This window comes from Enterococcus sp. 3C7_DIV0644 (assembly GCF_002141235.1).
In the GTDB taxonomy this organism is placed as follows: domain Bacteria; phylum Bacillota; class Bacilli; order Lactobacillales; family Enterococcaceae; genus Enterococcus_D; species Enterococcus_D entomosocium.
The window spans coordinates 1,748,679-1,770,663 of the sequence record NZ_NGLK01000001.1 but is presented as its reverse complement, the minus strand read 5'-3'; the positions used below and the strand labels follow the sequence as shown (position 1 = coordinate 1,770,663).

Sequence of the window (21,985 nt, the reverse complement as noted above, 5' to 3'; positions counted from 1 at the left end):
CTTACTAAAAAGAATCAGGAGGAAGAGTGATGAAAAAATGGAAAAAACAATTGATAGTGGTAGGTTCTTTGCTTTCGATATCGTTGGTGTTGGCTGGATGCAATGCTGGGAGAAAAAAGACTGAGACAACGGGGAGTGGTGATCGAGTAGAAATCAGCTTTAGTTGGTGGGGAAATGACGATCGCCACCAGGCAACCCAAGAGATGATCGCTCATTTTGAAAAGGAGCATCCTGAAATTGCAGTCAAAGGAGAGCCGAGCGGCTTTGGCGATTTGGATCAAGCCTTCACGACGAGGTATGCTGGCAATACTTTGGCGGATATCACGACTTTACTCTACAATTGGGTGCCGCAATTCGGGCAAAATGACGGGTTTTATGATCTTAATACAATCGATAGTTTGGATCTGTCCACCTATGATCCTGATTTTTTGGCATTCGGACAAGTTGATGGAAAGCAGGTTGCCGTTCCTTATGGGGAAAATACTTTAGTTATGTATTTAAACAAATCCGAATATGAAAGACATGGTATTGATGTCACTACGTTGAAGACGTGGGACGATTATGTGGAAGCCGCTAAGAAGTTACCAGAAGGGACCTTTTGTGTCGTATCCCCAACTTGGCGTTTTCCAGTAACCATTTGGTTGCAACAAAAGACTGGAACGTCTGAGTTTGATGAACAAGGAAATATGAATTGGACAGAACAAGACTATTTAGAAGCGATGACTTGGTATAAGGAAATGGCAGATGCTGGGGTCTTCGTTTCAAGACAAGATTATTTAGAAAATGTCGGCTCAGAACCGGTATCCTTAGCCACCAACAAAAAGTGGATTGAAGGACAATATGCGGGCGGCATCGATTGGAATGCCAGTATGTCTTCTAATTATGAAGCATTGAAAGAAGTAGGGGATGAAATGGTCGTCGTTGACTACCCAATCGCAGAAGGCGGCACCGAGGTGAATTTAATGTCAAAACCTTCACTGCTTTTTGCCGTTCGGAAAAATGTCGAACATCCAGAAGAAGTAGGCACATTTTTAAATGAATTTTTAAATGGCGAGGAAGCAAATAAAATTTTGGGTCTTTCCAGAGGGATTCCTGCTTCTAGCAAAGCGATCGAAGTATTGACAGAAGATGGACAATTATCAGGTGTGATGAAAGAAGGCTTTGAGTACGCCCAAAGTGTCGCAAAAATCAACCAGACGCCGTTCTATGAAGATGGTACCTTAACGACTATTTACACTGCAGAAATGGAAGCTGTCGAATTAGGACGAACGGATTTAGAAACAGCTGCTCGCAACGTTTACACGAAAACAAAAGAACAAGCCGAAAAGCTTGCGAAAGACTATAAATTGCAATAGACAACTATCCGCATACTTTATGGGGGGTGAATGGCTTTTGTTTGCTTCCATGAAGTGTCGTGAATCGTTGTCAAAAAGATTGGAGGGATTTTATGAAAAAGGAAAAAGTGGGCTTGATCTATGTAACCCCTTGGCTGATTGGCTTTTTACTGTTGACCGCTTGGCCGATCTTGTCTTCATTTTATTACTCACTGACCGATTATTCTTTGGCTCGTGTCGGACAGACACCTGCATTTTTAGGCATTCAAAATTATGTGAATCTCTTTAAGGATCAAACGTTTCTTGATTCGATGCGGGCGACATTAATTTATACAGTGTTTACTGTACCTTTTCAACTAGGGTTTGCGTTGTTCGTTGCGTTTATTCTGAATTTCAAATTAAAAGCCATCAATTTCTATCGGACGGCGTATTATATTCCCTCGATTCTAGGAGGAAACGTGGCCGTTGGTGTGCTTTGGCGATCAATGTTTCAACCAGAAGGTTTGGTGAATATTTTTCTAGGAACCGTTGGCATCGAGCCAATTAACTGGTTATCGACACCTACAGGCGCAATGGTCGTCTTAATTCTCTTGAAAGTGTGGCAATTTGGTTCCTCAATGTTGATTTTCTTAGCTGCATTGAAGGAAATCCCCCAGGATTTGTATGAGTCCTCGAGTTTGGACGGCGCATCAAGGGTGACCCAGTTTTTCAAAATTACGATTCCTTTGATCACACCAACCATTTTTTTCAACTTAGTGATGCAACTGAACAATGCCTTTCAAGAATTTAACGGCCCTTTTATTGTCACCGGTCGTGGTCCCCTCAATGCCACGTATCTGTCCTCAATGTTTATTTATGATAAAGCATTTAAAGAATTTGATATGGGCTACGCAAGTGCGGCAAGTTGGGTATTGTTTGCGTTGATTGTTTGTTCAACGGTTCTTCTTTTCACGAGCCAAAAACGATGGGTCTATTATTCTGATGGAGGTGGGAAATAAATGGAGGCAACCCCTATAGCATCTGCAAAAAAGAAGCACTCGAATAAGCATGGTCAAGCACTGATTCGCTATGTTTTGTTGACGGTCGTTGCACTGATTATGCTGTATCCAATTATTTGGATGGTTGGAGCGTCCTTCAAAACGAACACAGAGATTTTCACATCAATCGGCTTCATTCCTTCAACGATTGATTTCCAAGCATATATTGATGGTTGGAACACCAAGGGCGATTATACGTTCACCTTGTATTTTATCAATACCTTTAAATACGTCATTCCAAAGATTCTTTTTACCGTTGTCTCGGCGACTCTTACAGCCTATGGATTTGCTCGGTTTGACTTTCCATTCAAGAAAATCATGTTCTCGTTGTTAATGGCAACGATGTTTTTACCTCAAGTCGTAACCAGAATCCCCTTGTATCTCTTCTGGAATCGCTTGGATCTATTAGATACGTATGTTCCGTTACTGGCCAATTCATTTTTAGGACAAGAACCCTTCTTCGTGTTCATGATGATCCAGTTTATGCGTTCAATTCCACGGGATCTCGATGAAGCAGCGATCGTTGACGGTTGTTCTTCTTTCGGTGTTCTCTGGCGTGTCCTGATTCCGGCATTAAAACCTGCACTGATTTCTTGTGTGATTTTTCAATTCGTTTGGAGTTTCAGTGATTTCTTAGGTCCATTGATTTATATCACTTCACAAGACAAATTCCCAGTATCTCTTGCGTTGCGGCTCAACGTTGATCCATCTACTAATACCCCATGGAATCAAGTGTTTGCAATGTCGGTGATCTCATTATTGCCAGCAATCATCTTATTCTTCAGCGCGCAAAAGTATTTTGTCGAAGGTGTTACAAGTTCGGGTATCAAAGGATAGGAGGTAATTATGAATCCTTTCTTTCACGCTATTTCTGAGTGGACCGTTACCATCGTCCACTCAGCCTATCGGCTTTTGGTTTATCAGCTGTATTTCATCCTGTCGAATAGTTTACTCCTGATGCACTTGTTTTTTCTTCGACTGACTCTGAATAATATTGTCTTCTTTTGGGTACCCCTAGTATTTTTTATTGCAAGTCTGTCCGCTCAATTCGGCTTATTTAACAACCCAGAGCATTTATCGATTACAAAGAACTATTTTCAGTACTATCGAGAATGCTTGAAGAAAAACTGGGGATTATATTTCTTGTATTCTCTGATCATTCTCTTGATCCTCTTTGGACTGAAAACACTGATATTATATCAACGCTCTGTTATGTTTTTGCCATTTGTCCTGACGAGCTGTTTTTTATTAAGCAGTATGCTCTTTGTGTTACTGATCTCAAGCGATTCTCGCGTCACTCAAATCCCATTTAAGAAGAAAATAGAATGGTCGTTGCTGATAAGCTACCGTTTGCCTTTAGTCACGGTTTATAATAGTGCATTTATTGGACTGTCAATTTTGTTAATGCAGTATTTCTCTTTGGCGTATCTTTGTTTTCTTAGTGGTGCAATCAATTACGGCGTGTATCGTAATTTGATTCGACGATTTTCACTTGATTTGTTTTTTGAGGAGTGGGGCAACAAGGGCGAACGGCTTGAAATGAATACTAATCAAAAACTGTAGCTTAAATTTAAAAAAAGAGGTGTTCCTATGAAAATAAAAAATCCTGTCTTATCCGGCTTTCATCCTGATCCGTCCATCATCCGAGTAGGAGATACGTACTATATAGCTAATTCAACGTTCGAATGGTTCCCTGGGATTCGTTTGCACGAATCAAAAGATTTGGTCCATTGGAAACTGCTGGATGCTCCTCTCGATTCAGTAGAGATGCTAGACATGAAGGGAAATCCGTCGTCTGGTGGAATATGGGCACCAGACTTATCCTATGCAGACAATAAATTTTGGTTGGTGTTTACCGACGTCAAAGTTGTGGATGGGGCATTTAAGGACATGACCAACTATTTGACTACCGCAACGAATATCCATGGACCGTGGACTACACCGATTCGATTGAATGGTGTTGGCTTTGATCCCTCTCTGTTTCATGATGAGGATGGCAGAAAATACCTCGTGCAACAGACGTGGGATCATCGAGAGTATAAAAATCCTTTCAATGGCATTACACTGACCGAATTTGATGTAGAAACCATGCAGTTGAAACCAGAAACTGCTCGAATGATTTATGAAGGAACGAATGTAGGATTAGTTGAAGGACCGCATCTATACAAAATAAATGGGCGTTACTATTTATTTGTGGCAGAAGGTGGAACTGACTTTACCCATCAAGAAGTCGTAGCTAGGTCCTCTTCACTGGAAGCTGATTCGTTCGAGACCGATCCTCATGGACCGTTTCTAACCAATTACGATACGCCTCATTCATACTTGCAAAAGCAAGGACATGGGGCGCTTGTGTCTACTCCTTCAGGCGAATGGTACTATGCATCACTATGTGCCAGACCCTTACATCGAGAAAACGAGTCGGTGACAAATCCTCGCGGATGGTCAACTTTAGGACGTGAGACCGCCATTCAAAAAGTTGAATGGGATTCTGAAGACTGGCCAAGAATCGTTGGTGGACATGGGGGACAGACAAGCGTGGAGGCACCTAAAGATGCAGCACCTACCGAAGTTTTGAGTAGCCGCTCTCATTATGATGACTTTAGTGAGAAGCAGCTAAATAAAAACTGGCAGACCTTTCGTGTACCATTTTCAGCAGAGATGGGCAATGTAGGCGATGGGAAACTAGAACTAATTGGAAAAGGAAGCTTAACAAATCGCCATGATCTTTCAATGATCGCACGCCGTTGGCAAACCTTTTATTTTGATGCAACAACAAAAGTAAAATTTGATCCATTTTCTTACCAACAAATGGCAGGACTAACCAATTACTATAATGACCAACACTGGTCCTTCGTTTTTATTACTTGGAATGAAGAAAATGGAAAAGTAATTGAAGTAGCCGAAAATAATCAAGGAACCTATACGTCCTACTTAAGAGAAAATGCGATTACCATTCCAGATGCTGTGGATTTTGTATGGTTCAAAACAAAAGTCCGCAAGCAGACCTATAGATATGCCTATTCCTTTGATGGAGAAACATGGCAAGATTTACCAATCGAATTTGATTCTGCTATTCTCTCGGATGATTATGTATTACAAACTTGCGGCGGCTTCTTCACCGGAGCATTTGTCGGACTAGCAGCGGTTGACTATGCAGGCTATGACACAAAAGCTGTGTTTTATGAATTTGATTATCGAGAGATGGATGAGGAAGGGCGCAGTTAATTATTATATTGATTTAGAGTAAACTCATTTTTTGTGAGTTTACTCTTTTTCGCTAATTTCTTTCAGCTGGCGGAAAAAATGAATACTCCTAATTCCTGCATTTTTTTCAATCCTGATTGGCGACCTTAGTTTTCCGAGATTCCCCTAAAAAGCTCATCTAACAGCTCTTAACCTTATATACATTTACAAATTTAACTCTTATCTTTTCGCTTTTAGTTAGTTAAAAAGCAAAAAATAAATGTGAATCCGAGCTATTTTTAAATAATTAACTAGATAATCTTCCGATTGGAACGGTTAAACAGTGAATGATTGTTAGAAAAGAGATTGGGGAATGCAAGTTGTGATAAGTAAATTCATAAAAGAAGAATGCTAGAAAAGTAGAGAAAAAACAGGATTAATGAAATAATCGAGATCCTTAATTTTTAACAATTTTCGTAAACCATAAATGAATTGACGGAAGCTTAGTGTGGGTGAAAGAATAATTACAAAAAAATATTGACTTAAAAAAATGGCTGTGGTAATCTATAAACGAAAATAGTGGGAACGTTTCCAAAAAGCATCTTCGTTAAATTTTTATTTTTTTAAACGAAAATGGAAACGTTTCTAAAATGTATTGGGAGGAGATCGAATTGGAAAAGACATTGGGACCAGGTGGTGAGATAAGGGCGGTACAACGAGATAAAAAAAATATCTCGAAGTGGGAAAAATTAAAGAAACAGTTGCGGCGTGATAAGTGGATGTACTTGTTGCTCTTACCAGGTATCATCATGACGTTTATCTTTAAGTATGTGCCAATGTACGGTGCTGTGATTGCATTTAAAGACTATAATCCTATGCTAGGAATTTTGGAAAGTCCTTGGGTAGGACTAGATCACTTTAGGGAATTTATCAGTTCACCAAATTTTACGCTTTTGCTGAGCAACACATTAAAAATTAGCATTTATGGTTTATTGTTAGGTTTTTTTCCACCAATTATTTTAGCACTGAGCTTGAATCAAATTATCAATAAAAAAATAAAACAGAAAATCCAGTTGATTCTATATGCGCCGAATTTTATCTCAGTAGTTATTATCGTGGGGATGCTGTTTTTGTTCCTATCCGCAAATGGACCTATTAATGGGTTAGTAGAAAAGGTTACGGGGCAACCAATTATGTTCATGTCTAATCCAGCTTATTTCAGAACGATTTATATTTTATCGGGAATTTGGCAAGGAATCGGCTGGTCATCCATTCTTTACACCGCGACGCTGGCGGGAGTCAGTACCGATTTATATGAGGCAGCAAATATCGATGGGGCAAATATTTTACAAAAGATTTGGCATATCGATTTGCCTGCATTGAGGCCTGTGATGGTGATCAGCTTCATCTTGGCCGCCGGCGGTATTATGAATGTAGGATATGAAAAAGCCTACTTGATGCAAACTTCAATGAACATCCCTGCCTCAGAAATCATTTCCACTTATGTATACAAAGTCGGCTTGCAATCAGGTGATTATGCCTACTCTGCTGCTGTTGGTCTGTTCAATATGATTATTAATGTCGTTTTATTACTGATTGTCAACAATATAACCAAGCGGCTAAACGATGGTCAAGGCTTGTAATGAAAGGAGAAAATTATGAATAGTGCTTTATCAAAAATCGACCGTCAAATCTTATGGTTGAATCGAGTGATTGTAACTTTTTTAGTCGTCATCACCATTGTTCCGCTGATTTATGTACTGGTAGCTTCTTTTATGGACCCAGCTACTTTGATCAATAAAGGTATAAGCTTCAATCCGAAAGATTGGACAATACAAGGATATCAACGGGTATTTGCAGATGATTCCATTTTACGCGGTTTTGTAAATTCGTTGTTTTACTCTTTTAGCTTCAGTTTATTGACTGTATTTATTACGATGATCACTGCGTATCCTTTGTCTCGACCTAACTTGGCGGGGAAAAAGATTATTATGACTTTTTTTGTCATTACAATGTTCGTGGGTGGCGGCTTGATACCTACCTATTTATTGGTAAAGAACTTGGGCATGTTAGATAGTGTATGGGCGATTATCGTACCAGGTGCTATAAATGTGTGGAATATTATCTTAGCCCGTACCTATTTTAGTGCTTTGCCAAAAGAACTTTCTGAAGCTGCTACTATCGATGGCGCCAATGACTTGCAAATACTGTTCAAAGTCATGCTTCCATTAGCTAAACCAATTATGTTCGTATTGTTTTTATATGCCTTTGTTGGGCAATGGAACTCATATTTTGATGCCATGATTTACATCAAAGATCCCGACTTACAGCCGTTGCAACTCGTATTAAGAAATATTTTGATCCAAAACCAACCCTCACAAGACATGGTGGGAGCCAATACTGCCATGGCAGAAATGAAACAAATTGCTGAGTTGATCAAATACGCAACGATCGTCATTTCTAGTCTGCCATTAATCATAATGTATCCTTTCTTCCAAAAATATTTTGATAAAGGTGTTTTAGTTGGTTCTGTTAAAGGGTAAGAATTGTTCACTATTTGTATGAATAAAAATTATAAAGGAGATTTTAAGATGAAAGCAAAATGGATGCTGCCAATCGTTTTTACTTCCGTACTAATTTTGGGGGCTTGTGGAGGCTCAAAAGAAAAGAGTAAATCAAGCCCTGATTATGAACTAGAAAATGTCTCTTTTCCATTGAAAGAAAAAGTATCTTTAAAAATGATGTCTCAAAGTGCCCCTTTGGCTCCCAATGATCCTAATGACAAATTGATTTTCCAACGATTAGAAGAAGAGACCAATCTCCATATTGATTGGACAAACTACAGTAGTGATTTTGCCGAAAAAAGAAATTTGGATATCGCTAGTGGTGATTTACCAGATGCCATCTTCAACGCCGCTGCAGGTGACTATGATTTATTAAACTGGGCGGAAAGTGGTGTTATTGTACCGATTGAAGATTTGATCGAAGATTATATGCCAAATCTGAAGAAAATTTTTGATGAAAACCCCGAATACCGACAAATGTCTACTGCACCTGATGGTCACATTTACTCTATGCCTTGGATTGAAGAATTAGGCGAAGGAAAAGAGTCGATTCATACAGTAAATGGGATGGCTTGGATCAACAAGGAGTGGTTGGATAATTTGGGTCTTGAAATGCCGCAAACCACTGATCAGTTGATGACTGTGTTGGAGGCTTTCAAGACGCAAGATCCAAATGGTAATGGTGAAGCAGATGAAATTCCTTTTAGCTTTATTAACAATGGAGGAAACGAAGACTTAAAATTTTTAATGGGGGCATTCGGTCTAGGTGATAATGATGACCACTTAGTCGTTGATAACGATGGCCAAGTACAATTTACTGCTAACAAAGAAGGGTATAAAGAAGCCATCAAATATTTCAATGAAATGAATAATAAAGGTCTTATTGATAAAGAGGCTTTCGAACAAGATTGGAATACGTATGTTGCCAAAGGGAAAGAACATAAGTATGGCGTGTACTTTACTTGGGATAAAGCAAATATCACGGGTGCAGATGATAGTTATGACGTCTTGCCAGTCTTAGCGGGACCAGATGGAACGAAACACGTTACTCGTACGAATGGCATGGGTTTCTCAAGAGATCGTTTCGTAATTACTAGTGCGAATAAAAACTTGGAACTTACAGCTAGGTGGATAGATAAAATGTATGAACCGTTACAGTCTGTCCAAAATAACTGGGGAACCTACGGTGATGAAGCACAGGCGAATATTTTTGAATTAAAGGATGGTATGTTAAAACATTTGCCTTTAGAGGGGACAGCACCGGGGGAACTAAGACAAAAAACCGAAGCTGGAGGACCATTAGCAGTTCTTGATTCTTATTACGGCACAGTCACTACTATGCCAGATGATGCGAAGTGGCGTTTAGATTTGATGCATGACACGTATTTGCCATATATTACAGAAGACAATATCTATCCACGTGTCTTTTTAGAAAAAGAAGAAACAGATCGATTAGCAAAAATTGAAACAGATATGTGGGATTACATCTATCGCAAAAGAGCAGAGTGGATCACCGGCGGTAAAATCGATGAAGAATGGGAAGAATACCTTGCTGAATTGGAACGTGTAGGTTTGGAAGAATGGATTCAAATAAAACAAACTGGCTATGATAATTTTTTGAAGGGAGCACAATAAGTGTTAGTAGAAGAAACGGCGATTTTGGATAAAGCAAATCGATTTATTGAAATGATGCGAGGAAAAGTTAACCCTCAGTATCGACAAAACTATCATTTTTCCGCACCCATCGGGTGGATAAATGACCCCAATGGGTTTATATATTACAAAGGGCATTACCATCTCTTCTATCAATACTATCCTTACGATAGTCGATGGGGGCCCATGCATTGGGGGCATGCGCGCAGTAGTGATTTGGTCCATTGGGAAGATCTACCAGTAGCGTTAGCCCCAGATCAACCTTATGACAGCGGCGGGTGTTTCTCAGGAAGTGCAATTGAAAGAGACGGAAAACTATATTTAGTTTATACAGGCTGTCAAGAAATTGATGGTATTAGCCATCAGCATCAATGTTTGGCGGTCTCTGAAGATGGTATTCATTTTAGCAAATACAGTGGTAATCCTGTGGTAGCAGAAAAACAGCTAGGTGAGAATGGGCTGATACAAGAATTTCGTGATCCTAAAGTAATTGTTCACAACGATGCTTACTATATGGTAGTAGCTACTAAATCTACACAGTCTACTGGTAGAATAGTGATGTTTCAATCGTCAGATTTGTATACTTGGCACTTTTACTCTGTGTTGCTAGAAGGGACTTCAGAGCAAGGAATAATGTGGGAATGTCCTGACTTATTCCATTTAGACGGACGAGATGTCTTAATCATGTCACCGATACAAATCAAGAAGAACGGACTGGAATATCATAATATCAGTTCTACCATGGCTTGTATTGGTGAGGTAGACTGGGAAACAGGTCAGATGATAGTTGATAATTTCCATGAAATGGATTTTGGAATGGATTTTTATGCACCACAAACAACAACAGATCCTAATGGTGGACGGGTGATGATTGCTTGGATGCAGATGTGGGATCGTACATTGCCTACACATGAGTTAGGCCATCTTTGGGCAGGCTCTATGAGTTTGCCCCGAGAGTTAAGAGTGAAAAAAAATCGATTGGTACAAAAACCCATCTCAACTGTATATAGTCATTTAGTTTATCAACAAGGCAGTGAAAATATCGCAGTGACTGACACATCAGTCGTATTTCGAAACGCACTGTCGGATTCTTCATATTTACATCTAGTCGCAGATTTGGAGAAAGCAGAAGTTTTTACAATTGAATTACTGCGGTCTAAGACGGATTGTCTCAAACTAACTTATGACACTGCTAAACAGGTTTTTGAATTGGATCGTCAGAAACTAGGAAGAGAGCTTACAGGGGCGGAAGAAGAATCTCTGAATGTCCGAAAAGTTGAAGTACCTTTGATTGATAATCAGCTCGTTCTTGAGATTTTTAGAGATACCTCATCAGTTGAAGTCTTTATTAATGGTTTAGAAGTTATGACGGCTACTTTCTATGAGCTGGAAAAAGCTCGAGATATCTTGTTTCATTCGATTGGAGAAAGTCGTATTCAAGCTTTTGAAACAGCGAGTGTGAAATAAATGTTTGATTGCTTAGGCGGTGTATCAATTATTTAATAGGTTTTGAAGGATAATATTTTTAGAAAAGAACAGATAGCTAGATTTCCCATGACTTTGCTATTAGTATTTTGAAAAAATTAGTAATTTATGACAAAATTCATTATACTAAACTTGTGCAGAAATGTGAGGGATCAACTATGAAAGCAACAATGAAAGATGTCGCAAAATTAGCAGGTGTCGGAGTAGGAACTGTTTCCCGGGTATTGAATAACGGCTCTGTTAAAGCTTCTACTAGAGAAAAAGTTGAAGCAGCAATGACAGAGTTAAACTATCAACCAGATTTTTATGCCCGGGGGTTAAAGATGAAGCATACGAATACGGTTGCTTTGATTCTACCCACTGTATGGCATCCATTTTTTGGCGAATTTGCCTACCATGTAGAAACAGCATTAGAAAGACAAAACTACAAGCTTTATTTGTGTAACTCCAGTGGGAATAGTGAAAAAGAACAAGAATATATCCAGATGGTCAGCCAAAATAAAGTAGACGGCATCATTGGAATTACTTATTCAGATATCGATGAATACATTTCGAGTAATCTGCCTTTTGTTAGTATTGACCGTTATTTCACTGAAGAGGTGATTTATGTGACCGCTGACAATGCGGCCGGTGGACGTTTGGCTGCAAATGAACTTTATCGCCGAGGATGTCAGAATGTAGCATATATCGGTGGGTACCAAGAAACACCGAATGAAACGAAGAGTCGTCGAAAATATTTTGAGATCGAGTGCCGTCAACTGGGGATTTCCTATAAAGCGTTAGATATGTTAGAACCTTTAGACCATCTCTCAGAACGTGTAACAAATTTTTTGTTAGAGAATTCCGATATCGATGGGATTTTTACGATCAACGATCCGATGGCATTAGCTGTCATTGGTATGCTTGAAAAAATAGGGAAAAACGTACCAGAGGATGTCCAAGTTATCGGATTTGATGGTCAAAAGATGACAGAAGGAGACCCTTATCTCGTATCAACAATTGCCCAACCTACAAAGCAAATGGCGGAAGTGGCAGTGGCAAAATTAATTGCTGTCATTAATGGAGAGACAGTAGAAAAACGTACCGTATTGCCGATTGAATTTGGCGAAGGTGGCACAACGAAACCTTTAGTGAGAAACGATTTTGCTTAGTGCAAATACGTTTCTTTTTTTGAAAATGAGTGAATGAAAGGTGTAGATAAAATGTTATATGGTGGAATAGAAGCTGGTGGAACAAAGTTTGTCTGTGGGATTGGTAATGAACAATTACAAGTGATAGAACGGAAAAGTTTTCCTACCACAACACCAGAAGAAACGATGAAGCAAGTGTTTGATTTCTTTGATAAGTACAAAGGAAATATCGCATCAATTGGTGTAGGAGCATTTGGGCCAATTGATATTCAAATCGAATCAAGAACTTACGGATATATCACCAACACTCCGAAGGTAGCTTGGCAAAATTATCATTTTGTAGGAGCTTTGGAAAACGCCTTGTCGGTTCCCATCTATTGGACTACCGATGTAAATGCTGCTTGTTATGGAGAATATATGGCAGGGTATGGAAAAGGTAAAAATAGTGTTCTTTATTACACCGTTGGTACTGGTGTTGGTGGTGGTGCTGTAGTCGATGGAAAAATAGTCACAGGTTTCAGTCATCCTGAAATGGGACATATGCTCTTACAACGTCATAATGAAGATCAATTTGAAGGAATCTGTCCTTTTCATCATGATTGTTTGGAAGGGTTAGCCTCAGGCCCCGCGATTGAAAAACGCTTTGGAAGAAAAGCCCAGACCATTTCATTTGATCATCCTTATTGGGCGATTGAGGCAGATTATCTTGCTCAGTGTGTGTATAACACAACTTTACTATATGCACCGGAAGAAATAATTTTAGGTGGGGGTGTAATGAAACAGCCGCAACTACTCGAGTTGATTCGCCAAGCGTTTAAAGAAAAAATGGGTTCCTATGTGGATACCCCTGCTCTTGAAGAATACCTACTAACTCCAATGCTTGCTGACGATGCAGGTTTGATCGGCTGCTTAGCTTTAGCAATAAAGAAGTTGGAACAATAGCAGCATGTTAAAGAACGTGTGAGAGAGTTTTTATAGCAGTTAGGATAGATAAAAAGGTTAACTAAAATGAGAGCTAGTAAAAAGGATGGCTAATAATAGATGTTCATATATATTTTTTGCGTAATCGAATGTCGCAAATAAGAATTTTTTCTTTCGTTCTCGTCTTCAGTTATATTGTTGTCTAGCTGCCTCAAAATTACTTCTTAGTGCTTGTTTTTTTTCTATTAGCCCGAGCAAAGAAAAAGGAAACAGAATGTCTTATTAAAGCCAATTAGGCCTACGCCTAATTGGCTTTCTATATTCCTGTGCTAATTGTGTTTGGGTGGGATGAATATCCTTTTTATTAATAATAGTGACGGTGTAATGAACGGTTTTGCTAACGGTAAAGATTCAACTTTCTACAAACGCGAACATCCTTTGAATTTGATTTACTAAAAGCTGGGTAGCTTCTCATCAGTCATTCTCTTCATTGGGGTTAATAAAGTGTTGTCAGTCATCCTGCCCTATTCTCAACAAGTACCTGCCTAATGCCTTCTTCAAACGTTGTGATCTTAAAATGAGGAAATGCCTTTTTGAATTTATCAGAGACAAAAAGATTATCCACCGTGTATCTAGGTAATAACTCACTTAGTTCGCGCGCGTTTTTACTGAATAGCTTAGCAAGTTTAAATTGCCACAAAGGAATGACACGGTATTTCAATGGTTTGCCTTCAATTTTTTCGGCGAGATCGATCATGTCTTGGAAACTATGAGGTGTATCACAGGGCAAATGCCAAGTCTGGCCATAGGAACTAGGCGTATTTCCGATAAGGGCCATTGCTCGGCTAGCATCAGGTGTCCATATAAGTGTGCGTAAAGTGTCCTTATTGACAGGTATTTTGACGGGAGCATTGTGGACTATATTGTTTAAGACGAGTGTATTGGTAATGCTCTGGGTCTTGCCTGGGCCGTAAAACTCGGGGGCTCGACAAATCACCGCATCTAAACGGCCACTTTCCATCTCGGATAAAACCAATTGAGCCATTTTAGAGCGTACGAGGGACTTCCTGCCTGCTGGAGAAAATGGCGTGTCTTCCTTTTGGGGGGTACGATCCTTTGGATACATATAAGTATTATCAAAAAAAACCAGTTTGCTCTGTGCTTCTTGGCAAGCGCGGATGACATTTTCTGTGATTTTCATAAAATTGGTTTCCCACAGCTCTGCATCCATCGGTAACCCAACAGTGAAGTAAACAATCTCACTATGTTCAATCGCTTTTTTCGTTTGCGAAAAGTCCATCAAATCTGCGGAAACGATCTGATCTGTAGGATTGATTTTTTGAGGCTTCCGGCTAACTAGCCGAAGCTCATTTGTGTAATTTTTGTATAGTTCTTTTGCTAGTTCATAGCCGATTTGTCCATTGCTTCCTAAAATTGTTTGCATGACTGTACCTCCTCAAGATATAGTTTTGCTACAGCACGTACAGAAAAAGGATTTTGGCCAGTGATGATCCGCCCATCTTTTAGGGCAAATGCTTTATAAAAGCGTCTTTTTTTGAATTGAGCGTTTCTTTCTTCTGCGGCGGTTTGATTAAAGAAAGGAACTTTGTTCATTTTCCCGGCGAGAAATTCTTCGGTTTTCGTAAATCCTGTGATTTTTTTCCCAGAAATCAAAAAGCTTCCTTCTCTATCTTTTATATTTAGTAAACCAGCGATTCCGTGGCAAACAGATAAAATATACCCATTGTTTTCATAAATGGCTAAAGCGAGTTCTTGCAGCTCTTTATTATCAGGAAAATCCCACATGACACCATGCCCTCCGGTAAAATAAATCGCATGGTAGTCATTTGGATTTACTTCTGCGGGTTTTTTCGTTTGAATCAAGCCGTTTTGAATGAAATTTTCTTCCAGATAAATGTTCATAATGGCTTGATCTATATATTTCATGCTTCTTGGATCTAGAGGAACAAAGCCTCCTAATGGACTTACGAAATCAACATCAATCCCTTGTTGATAGACTTCATCTAGAAACTCGGCACTTTCTCCTAACCAAAGTCCGGTAGCCTCGCTCGTGCCAGCATATTTTTGAATGTTTGTTTCAACAACTAATACTTTCTTCATGAATGGTCCCTCTCGTTCATAATGTGAAGGACTTTCGTTAAAAAGGATTGGAGTTTTTTTATTTCTGTTTGCTCATGATCGAGATAGTAATAATTTTTTGTTCCTTCTTGTCTGAAATTCACGATTTTGGCTTCTTTTAAGATTTTCAAATGATGTGAAATGGCGGGTCTAGATAAATTGGTGGCCTCTAATAAGGAAGTGACCTGTAAGCCAGCACAATTTTCCGCTTCTAGCAACCGAATGATGATAGCTTGTCTTTTTTTGTCACCTAGCGCGATTAAAAAATCACTTAACTCAGAAAAATCTTGTTGCAGATTGGCATAATCTATCATAATTGTCTCTCCATTATCGTTTAAAAGTTTAAACCATTAAACCATTTAAAGGAGATTTTTGCAATGAAAGAAGCTCGAGAGCATTCCTCTTCTCCACCATCGCTAAGGAGATTAGAATGTTCTGTAAGCAAATAGATAATAATGGAAAAGCATAAGAGCATTTGATCCTTTTTTGTGTATAGAAGCAACTTATTTTTTTATGAAGTGATTAAGAGCCGTGTCTTGCTCATTTTTTGTTGTTGTGTTATGTATGTAACATCTAGACAAAAGACGTAGTGAGATATGAGGCGGAGAATATGAGAGACTTACAGTTAGCATTTATCAGTAATCGCACAACTAAGCGCTTATTTCGAGTTTTGAGTGTGATGGAGCGAGATCGTTTATTTACAATTGGTGAAATGGCAGAAAAGATGCAAGTCACACAACGCACAATTGCAAATGATCTCAAGTATGTGAAAGACTATTTTGGTGATTGTATCACCCTAACTTCGGGGAATAGTGGCTTTCTTTTTGAAGAGAAAAAACCTTCCGTGTACCAAGAAAAGAAACAAGATTTGCTAGAAAATGAGTGCTTATTTGAAATCATCGGTCATATTTTTCAAGGGGAATTGATGGATATTGACGAGTTGGCCCATCATTATCATTTTTCTGAGAGCACGTTTCGACGGTTGTTGGGTCAATCGAACAAAATATTGAGCAGTTATCGGTTAAAATGGGTGTCGAATCCATTGACAATTGAAGGGAGCGAAGCGGATTTACGGAAATTCTTCAAAGACTTTTATTACGAAGGGATTGATACTGCCCATACCCTTGTTCCCGACCCCGCATTGCATGAGTTGGTCTTAACCCAGTTAAACAACAAACTAGGACAATATGATATTGGCTCTGGAACAACACCAGCTGCTTTTTACTATACTTTTTTTATTGCAATCAAACGGGCGAGCCTTGGTTTTCCGATAACAGTCCCGAAATACTTGATTGAATTAGCCTACAAAGGAAATAGCTTCTCCCTCCTGTATTCTTTAAAAGACGGAATCAACAAGCTTTACGGCGTAGAACTAGCGAAGGAAGAATTTGCATGGATTTATTTAGTTACTATTTGTAAACGTACCTTAGATCGAGAAGCATCGGAGGAAAAGTTCTACCAGCAGTTTCATCAAGGATCAGAAATTGCCAAACTTACGGAGGCTTACTTACAAGAGTTTGAGCTCACAAATGAGAGCTATGCCAAGATAAAAATTTTCTTGCAATCCTTCTTTTTGTCTAGAAAAGTGAACTATGCGTTAGCTCCTGCATTGAACAAAGAGGCACAGGACATCAAAGAATCTCTCATGCGTTCTGACAATGAAAACTATCAACGGAATTTACGATTTTTAAAGAAGCATCAAAGAAAAGACTTTTTGGCTGCGCCATATCTTGAAGATATTTGTGTGAGTTTAACGATCTACAGTGATTTGATTTTTGATTTTTATTCACCGACAAAAAGAATTTATTTTCTTCTAGAAGGTGATCACTTCATCTGCCAACAGATTCGAACTCGTGCAATGCAACAGTTTGGTACAAAGCACACGTTGACCTTTTTGCCATTGCAACATCTGACACAAGAAATATTAAATGCCGATCATATTGATTTGATTGTCACAAACTATAATCGGTACCTCTTAGACTATATTATTGAAACAGATTACTTGTTATTGAAAGCTGTCCCAGATGAGCATGACTGGCGGAATCTGGAAAGAAAAATTGATCCGTATCGAAAACCATTTCTCTAATCTCCGTACACTCGTTAAAAGTATTAACGAGTGTTTTTTTTCATTTATTTCATCCGAATATGAAAATGTTGATTCCCATTTTATCTAAAAATCATGTAACCTTTATCATGTAAGAGATAGGTATGCATACAAACTTACAGACAAATGTATCAAAAACCTTCGTTTTTTAGAATAGACATTTGTTGTTTATTCTCTAAAATAGAAAACCTAATCTAATAACTTTTCCATGACATTCGATCGGATCGAATGTCTATTTTTGTTCTAATCTAAAAATCGAAGAAATTTGAGACTAATTAAGAAGTAGATATCTCTTTATTGGTTTAGGAAGGTTGTTTTTGGTGTTTTTCATCCATAAAGTATTCCACTTATTAAGTGTACAGACCTTTCTCGTTAAATGTTCTGAAATTTTTAAATATTGAATCACATTAGTACGAAAAACGAGGTGAAAGTGATTTGAATATATAGATCACTTGGTTAAATGACCTTATATTTATATGTTAGGAGGTGGTCAGGTGAAGAAAAGATTATTGACTGTATTATGTTTTTTGGTTGTTCAAGTTTTTCATCCTATTATTGTTTTTGCCGAGGTTCATGTTCGTCAAGAAGACGAAATTGCTCAATCCAAATCATCAAGAGAAGAAATAAATGAATCAGATAGTGACGAATATTCAGATGATACACTATTTGAGAGTGAGACATCAAAAGTAGTAGATAGCAATATATCAGAAAATTCACATGACAATGAACTAAAACAAGAAATAGAGTCTGTGGCAGTGGCACAAGAAAAAAGAGATAGTAAAGTTACAGACTCGATTTTAGTCAGAGGGATACCTACAGATCAAGGGTTATGGGGGACTGTACCTTGGTCTTATTACGAAGGAGAAGGAACAATCATAGTAGGTGGCGGAACAGCAGGGGCGGCAAGAGAGTCGCCATGGTGGCAGTATCGTCACATTCGCAAAATAATTTTTGAAGATCAAGTGATTTTACCTAGTAACTCGTCGGGGATGTTTAGGGAATTACAACTTTTAGAAGTCATAGAGAATGCAGACAAACTAGATGTTTCTAACGTCACTAATATGGAGAGTATGTTTCAAGTTACATGGCGGTTAAGGGAAATAGATGTTAGTAATTGGGACACGTCAAATGTGACTAATATGAGACTTATGTTTGGGAATCTGGCGGCCACACCCGCAGCTTTTACTAGGTTAGACCTTGCATCGTGGGATACATCAAGTGTCACGGATATGAGTCAAATGTTTATGAATGCTCAAAGTCTTACCACCTTAGATTTAAGAGCATGGGACACATCAAATGTCACGGATATGAGGGACATGTTTCTTCAAGCCAATAGTCTTACTACTTTAGATTTAGGAACATGGAACACATCAAAAGTTACGAATATGAGCCGAATGTTTAATTTAACCCGATCTCTCACACGATTGAATCTTAGTTCATGGGACACTTCCAGTGTTACAAATATGAGTCAGATATTTAATAATACTAATTTAAAATCATTGACACTCGGAGAAAACAGCTTGTTTTCAGCTGACACTCAGCTTCCAGCGATTCAACAAACAGACGGTTATACCGGTGGGTGGAAGTTGGAACCAGGTACAGAAAATCTTGGGATCAGGTATGCCAGTTCAAGTGAATTCATGACAAGTTATGATGGCCGTTTTCCAGGTACGTATACATGGGAAATATTTGAAATGTGGGGATCCGTTCCATGGCTATATGATGGTATCTCAGAAACGATCATCTTGTATGGTGGAGAAGCTGGAGCAGTTGCAACTGCTCCTTGGAAAACTTATCCATCGGTCAAGAAAATCTTAGTCAATGATTCTGTTACTTTACCAAGAAATTCTTCCTTCTTATTTGATGGACTAGCAGAATTGGAATCTATCGAAAATGCTGATAAGTTTGATGTTTCTCAAGTAACAGACATGAGATTCATGTTTAGTCAGGTCCGTGCACTGAATATACTAGATGTTAGTAGTTGGGATACTTCTCAGGTAACTAATATGCGAGCGATGTTTCAAAATGCGAATTCTTTAAAGAAGATAGATGTTAGCAATTGGGACACTTCACAAGTAACAGACATGGCATTCATGTTTACCGAGGCGAGTGACTTAGAAGAAATTGACGTCAGCAACTGGAACACCTCTAGTTTACTGTCTACACAAACTATGTTTAACAATGTGAATTTAGAGGAAATAGATGTAAGCAACTGGGATACTTCTCAGGTAACTAATATGCGAACGATGTTTCAAAATGCGAATTCTTTAAAGAAGATAGATGTTAGCAATTGGGACACTTCACAAGTAACAGACATGGCATTCATGTTTGCCCAGGCGAGTGACTTAGAAGAAATTGACGTCAGCAACTGGAATACTTCTCAGGTAACTAATATGCGAACGATGTTTCAAAATGCGAATTCTTTAAAGAAGATAGATGTTAGCAATTGGGACACGTCACAAGTAACAGACATGGCATTCATGTTTACCAATGCAAGTGACTTAGAAGAAATTGACGTCAGCAACTGGAATACTTCTCAGGTAACTAATATGCAGAGTATGTTTGGTAATACTAACACATTAAATAGAATAACATTAGGAGAACAATCTATTTTTTCTGCTGCTGCAAACTTACCAGCAATCCCAAGTACTGAACAATATACTGGACGCTGGACGCTAGAAGAAAATTTGTCGGGTGATGGTTCGGTTATAACTTTTGAAAACTCAACTGAGTTTATGGCTAACTATGATGGTAGTTCCCCAGGAACCTATATCTGGGAGCGAGTAGCTCCAGAACAGCTTGTCGCAAGCATTGATCGAGTAAGCGATCAGTCCCAAACTATTACTGGATATGCAACAGAGTCCGTAGATGAGTTGACTATTAGTTACCAAACGACGTCTGGAGATAAGGTAGTTCTTGAAAAAGATGATCCTCGAATTGTTTGGGGCGATTATCAAGAGTCAAATCAACAAGTCCGACAGTTCCAAATTGATTTGATAGGGAATGAACGTCTTGAGACCGAGACAAAGGTAACGATTACAGTTTCGAAACCTTCTGTTGAAACGACCGGTGATAGAACGGAAGAACAAACAGTCATAAAAGGAATTAATTATCGAGCGAATAACTTCACTTTAGACCGTTTCAAAATTAATGAATTAAGCACGCAAGAAGAATTAGATGCTTTGATCCTTCAAGAAAGTCGCGCGCAAGCCGTAAATGTGTTGACGGAAGCGGATATGACGGATGACTTTCGCATCGTAGAAACGGATCTTACACGAGAAGTGGACGAAGACGGCAGTTACTTCGCTGTTCTTGAGGTGGGGAATAAAGCCTACCAGATGACCATCGGTATCGATGTGACATCGAAACTGGAGCATATGCGAGTGACAATCCCGACCAAAATGGTCTTTGAATCCTTGTACAATACGGCGGAATCGAATCGTAATTTTGAAAGCCAAGCGTATGAGATCCGCAATCAATCGCCACTTGCTGTGGATACCTATATCAATCAATTGGCGATCGATGATAGTGCCGGAATCGTCTTGTTAGAAGAGGGAGAAGATCCCCTCGATTACGCTGAAAGCGAAGAGGAAGACCCAACCCTTACTTATGACGATATCTCAACCCCGCTGTTGCGACTGAACCTAAAAACGGAAGAAACCCAGATTCAACTCTATGAAGCGATGGAAGAACAACACTTGGTTCGCTTAGAAGAAAGAAGTCGCGTGCCGATTTCCTTAACAGGGGATTTCTATGGGAATTACCCGCAATGGGTCGTTGATTCAGAAGCCGATCAAGGCGGATATTATGAAGACTTGCTCGTACCGAATTATCGCATCGTCTTACGCTTTGTTCCACGAGACTAAGAAAAAAAGATCGTACCAAATGGGAAGGAGGTGAATCCATTGGAGCAAACGAATCAAACCGAAAATAAAAAACGACGGAAATGGCTCTGGTGGTTGTTGCTATTGGCCGTACTTGCCGGTGGACTCGGGTACTATTTCTATCAATCAAAAGAAGCAGTTCCGTTGATCAGTGCAGACCTTTTGCCTGAATCTGGCGATGCCACCGATCAGCGATTATCTGAACGGGCGCAGGAAATTGCAGATGCGAATTATTTCACCCTGCAAATCAATCCAGAAGCCATTTTTGAAGATGGTAAAAGCACGGGATCCATCGAAATCGTTAATCCAGGCACCAATGTGTACCCAATCGCCGTGGATATCTCTTTACTGTCGAGCGGGGAAGTCATCTATTCTTCCGGTGCGATCTATCCAAATCAATTTGTTGAAAATGTCGCCTTGGCGACACCATTGGCAAAAGGCGAGTATCCTGCCAAAGCCACCATCAATATTTACGACCCTGAAAGCAAAGAAAAACAAGGGGTCACTGAAGCTGAATTAACGATTATCGTTAAGAATTAAAAAAAGGAAAA

17 protein-coding genes are annotated in these 21,985 nt (G+C 39.0%); 14 read left to right on the top strand and 3 right to left on the bottom strand.

The features are described from left to right. Positions 1 to 29: 29 nt before the first annotated feature. The 11 genes from A5877_RS08370 to A5877_RS08320 all read left to right on the top strand — a co-directional run bounded on the left by A5877_RS08370 (position 30) and on the right by A5877_RS08320 (position 13,328). Complete coding sequence (locus tag A5877_RS08370) at positions 30 to 1,355, top strand: ABC transporter substrate-binding protein (protein ID WP_016621140.1); 1,326 nt, start codon at positions 30 to 32, stop codon at positions 1,353 to 1,355. A gap of 92 nt (positions 1,356 to 1,447) precedes the next feature. After that, entirely contained in the window at positions 1,448 to 2,332 is an 885-nt protein-coding gene (locus tag A5877_RS08365) for a carbohydrate ABC transporter permease (protein ID WP_016621141.1), read from the top strand. Then, on the top strand, positions 2,333 to 3,208 hold the full coding sequence (locus A5877_RS08360; RefSeq protein ID WP_016621142.1) for a carbohydrate ABC transporter permease: 876 nt from the start codon (positions 2,333 to 2,335) through the stop codon (positions 3,206 to 3,208). A 9-nt stretch (positions 3,209 to 3,217) separates the two neighbouring features. Beyond that, entirely contained in the window at positions 3,218 to 3,934 is a 717-nt protein-coding gene (locus A5877_RS08355) for a hypothetical protein (RefSeq protein WP_016621143.1), read from the top strand. A 27-nt stretch (positions 3,935 to 3,961) separates the two neighbouring features. Continuing rightward, positions 3,962 to 5,596 (top strand): glycoside hydrolase family 43 protein, encoded by a 1,635-nt coding sequence (locus A5877_RS08350; protein ID WP_086316689.1) that lies wholly within the window; start codon positions 3,962 to 3,964, stop codon positions 5,594 to 5,596. Between the two features lie 608 nt (positions 5,597 to 6,204). Next, a complete protein-coding gene (locus A5877_RS08345) occupies positions 6,205 to 7,197 on the top strand; it encodes a sugar ABC transporter permease (RefSeq protein WP_005233042.1) in 993 nt (330 codons plus the stop codon). Positions 7,198 to 7,212: 15 nt separating this feature from the next. Beyond that, on the top strand, positions 7,213 to 8,097 hold the full coding sequence (locus tag A5877_RS08340) for a carbohydrate ABC transporter permease (protein WP_005230433.1): 885 nt from the start codon (positions 7,213 to 7,215) through the stop codon (positions 8,095 to 8,097). Between the two features lie 48 nt (positions 8,098 to 8,145). Further along, positions 8,146 to 9,753 carry an ABC transporter substrate-binding protein gene (locus A5877_RS08335; RefSeq protein ID WP_010729375.1) on the top strand — a complete coding sequence of 536 codons (1,608 nt, stop codon included), beginning with the start codon at positions 8,146 to 8,148 and terminating at the stop codon, positions 9,751 to 9,753. Further along, positions 9,754 to 11,238, top strand: coding sequence for a glycoside hydrolase family 32 protein (locus A5877_RS08330; protein ID WP_086316688.1), 1,485 nt, complete (start codon positions 9,754 to 9,756; stop codon positions 11,236 to 11,238). It abuts the gene before it with no gap. Between the two features lie 176 nt (positions 11,239 to 11,414). Beyond that, positions 11,415 to 12,407: a LacI family DNA-binding transcriptional regulator gene (locus A5877_RS08325; RefSeq protein ID WP_086316687.1), complete on the top strand. Its 993-nt coding sequence runs from the start codon at positions 11,415 to 11,417 to the stop codon at positions 12,405 to 12,407. Between the two features lie 51 nt (positions 12,408 to 12,458). Continuing rightward, positions 12,459 to 13,328: an ROK family protein gene (locus A5877_RS08320; protein ID WP_086316686.1), complete on the top strand. Its 870-nt coding sequence runs from the start codon at positions 12,459 to 12,461 to the stop codon at positions 13,326 to 13,328. A gap of 493 nt (positions 13,329 to 13,821) precedes the next feature. Here the strand turns inward: A5877_RS08320 and A5877_RS08315 are convergent, their stop codons facing one another. The 3 genes from A5877_RS08315 to A5877_RS08305 are packed head-to-tail and all read right to left on the bottom strand — an operon-like array spanning position 13,822 to position 15,760. After that, entirely contained in the window at positions 13,822 to 14,751 is a 930-nt protein-coding gene (locus A5877_RS08315; protein ID WP_061053449.1) for an NAD-dependent epimerase/dehydratase family protein, read from the bottom strand. Beyond that, entirely contained in the window at positions 14,736 to 15,428 is a 693-nt protein-coding gene (locus A5877_RS08310; RefSeq protein WP_086316685.1) for a type 1 glutamine amidotransferase domain-containing protein, read from the bottom strand. Before A5877_RS08310 ends, A5877_RS08315 begins: the two co-directional genes overlap by 16 nt. Continuing rightward, positions 15,425 to 15,760, bottom strand: coding sequence for a helix-turn-helix transcriptional regulator (locus tag A5877_RS08305; protein ID WP_086316684.1), 336 nt, complete (start codon positions 15,758 to 15,760; stop codon positions 15,425 to 15,427). Before A5877_RS08305 ends, A5877_RS08310 begins: the two co-directional genes overlap by 4 nt. Positions 15,761 to 16,056: 296 nt before the next feature. Here A5877_RS08305 and A5877_RS08300 point away from each other — a divergent pair, with 296 nt between their 5' ends. The 3 genes from A5877_RS08300 (at position 16,057) to A5877_RS08290 (ending at position 21,974) form a co-directional block, all read left to right on the top strand. Further along, positions 16,057 to 17,532, top strand: coding sequence for a helix-turn-helix domain-containing protein (locus A5877_RS08300; protein WP_034872175.1), 1,476 nt, complete (start codon positions 16,057 to 16,059; stop codon positions 17,530 to 17,532). Positions 17,533 to 18,044: 512 nt separating this feature from the next. Next, a complete protein-coding gene (locus A5877_RS08295) occupies positions 18,045 to 21,416 on the top strand; it encodes a BspA family leucine-rich repeat surface protein (RefSeq protein WP_176273443.1) in 3,372 nt (1,123 codons plus the stop codon). A gap of 39 nt (positions 21,417 to 21,455) precedes the next feature. Next, the gene (locus tag A5877_RS08290; RefSeq protein WP_008377885.1) at positions 21,456 to 21,974 is read left to right on the top strand and encodes a hypothetical protein; all 519 of its coding nucleotides are present in this window, start codon (positions 21,456 to 21,458) and stop codon (positions 21,972 to 21,974) included. The last annotated feature ends 11 nt before the right edge of the window (positions 21,975 to 21,985 follow it).

Excerpts from the sequence above, each read along its gene's own strand:
- A5877_RS08365 (WP_016621141.1), top strand. The coding sequence starts at position 1,448 with ATGAAAAAGGAAAAAGTGGGCTTGATCTATGTAACCCCTTGGCTGATT.
- A5877_RS08335 (WP_010729375.1), top strand. The coding sequence starts at position 8,146 with ATGAAAGCAAAATGGATGCTGCCAATCGTTTTTACTTCCGTACTAATT.
- A5877_RS08310 (WP_086316685.1), bottom strand. The coding sequence starts at position 15,428 with ATGAAGAAAGTATTAGTTGTTGAAACAAACATTCAAAAATATGCTGGC.
- A5877_RS08320 (WP_086316686.1), top strand. The coding sequence starts at position 12,459 with ATGTTATATGGTGGAATAGAAGCTGGTGGAACAAAGTTTGTCTGTGGG.
- A5877_RS08370 (WP_016621140.1), top strand. The coding sequence starts at position 30 with ATGAAAAAATGGAAAAAACAATTGATAGTGGTAGGTTCTTTGCTTTCG.
- A5877_RS08360 (WP_016621142.1), top strand. The coding sequence starts at position 2,333 with ATGGAGGCAACCCCTATAGCATCTGCAAAAAAGAAGCACTCGAATAAG.
- A5877_RS08300 (WP_034872175.1), top strand. The coding sequence starts at position 16,057 with ATGAGAGACTTACAGTTAGCATTTATCAGTAATCGCACAACTAAGCGC.
- A5877_RS08340 (WP_005230433.1), top strand. The coding sequence starts at position 7,213 with ATGAATAGTGCTTTATCAAAAATCGACCGTCAAATCTTATGGTTGAAT.
- A5877_RS08315 (WP_061053449.1), bottom strand. The coding sequence starts at position 14,751 with ATGCAAACAATTTTAGGAAGCAATGGACAAATCGGCTATGAACTAGCA.
- A5877_RS08325 (WP_086316687.1), top strand. The coding sequence starts at position 11,415 with ATGAAAGCAACAATGAAAGATGTCGCAAAATTAGCAGGTGTCGGAGTA.
- A5877_RS08350 (WP_086316689.1), top strand. The coding sequence starts at position 3,962 with ATGAAAATAAAAAATCCTGTCTTATCCGGCTTTCATCCTGATCCGTCC.
- A5877_RS08345 (WP_005233042.1), top strand. The coding sequence starts at position 6,205 with ATGTATTGGGAGGAGATCGAATTGGAAAAGACATTGGGACCAGGTGGT.
- A5877_RS08305 (WP_086316684.1), bottom strand. The coding sequence starts at position 15,760 with ATGATAGATTATGCCAATCTGCAACAAGATTTTTCTGAGTTAAGTGAT.
- A5877_RS08355 (WP_016621143.1), top strand. The coding sequence starts at position 3,218 with ATGAATCCTTTCTTTCACGCTATTTCTGAGTGGACCGTTACCATCGTC.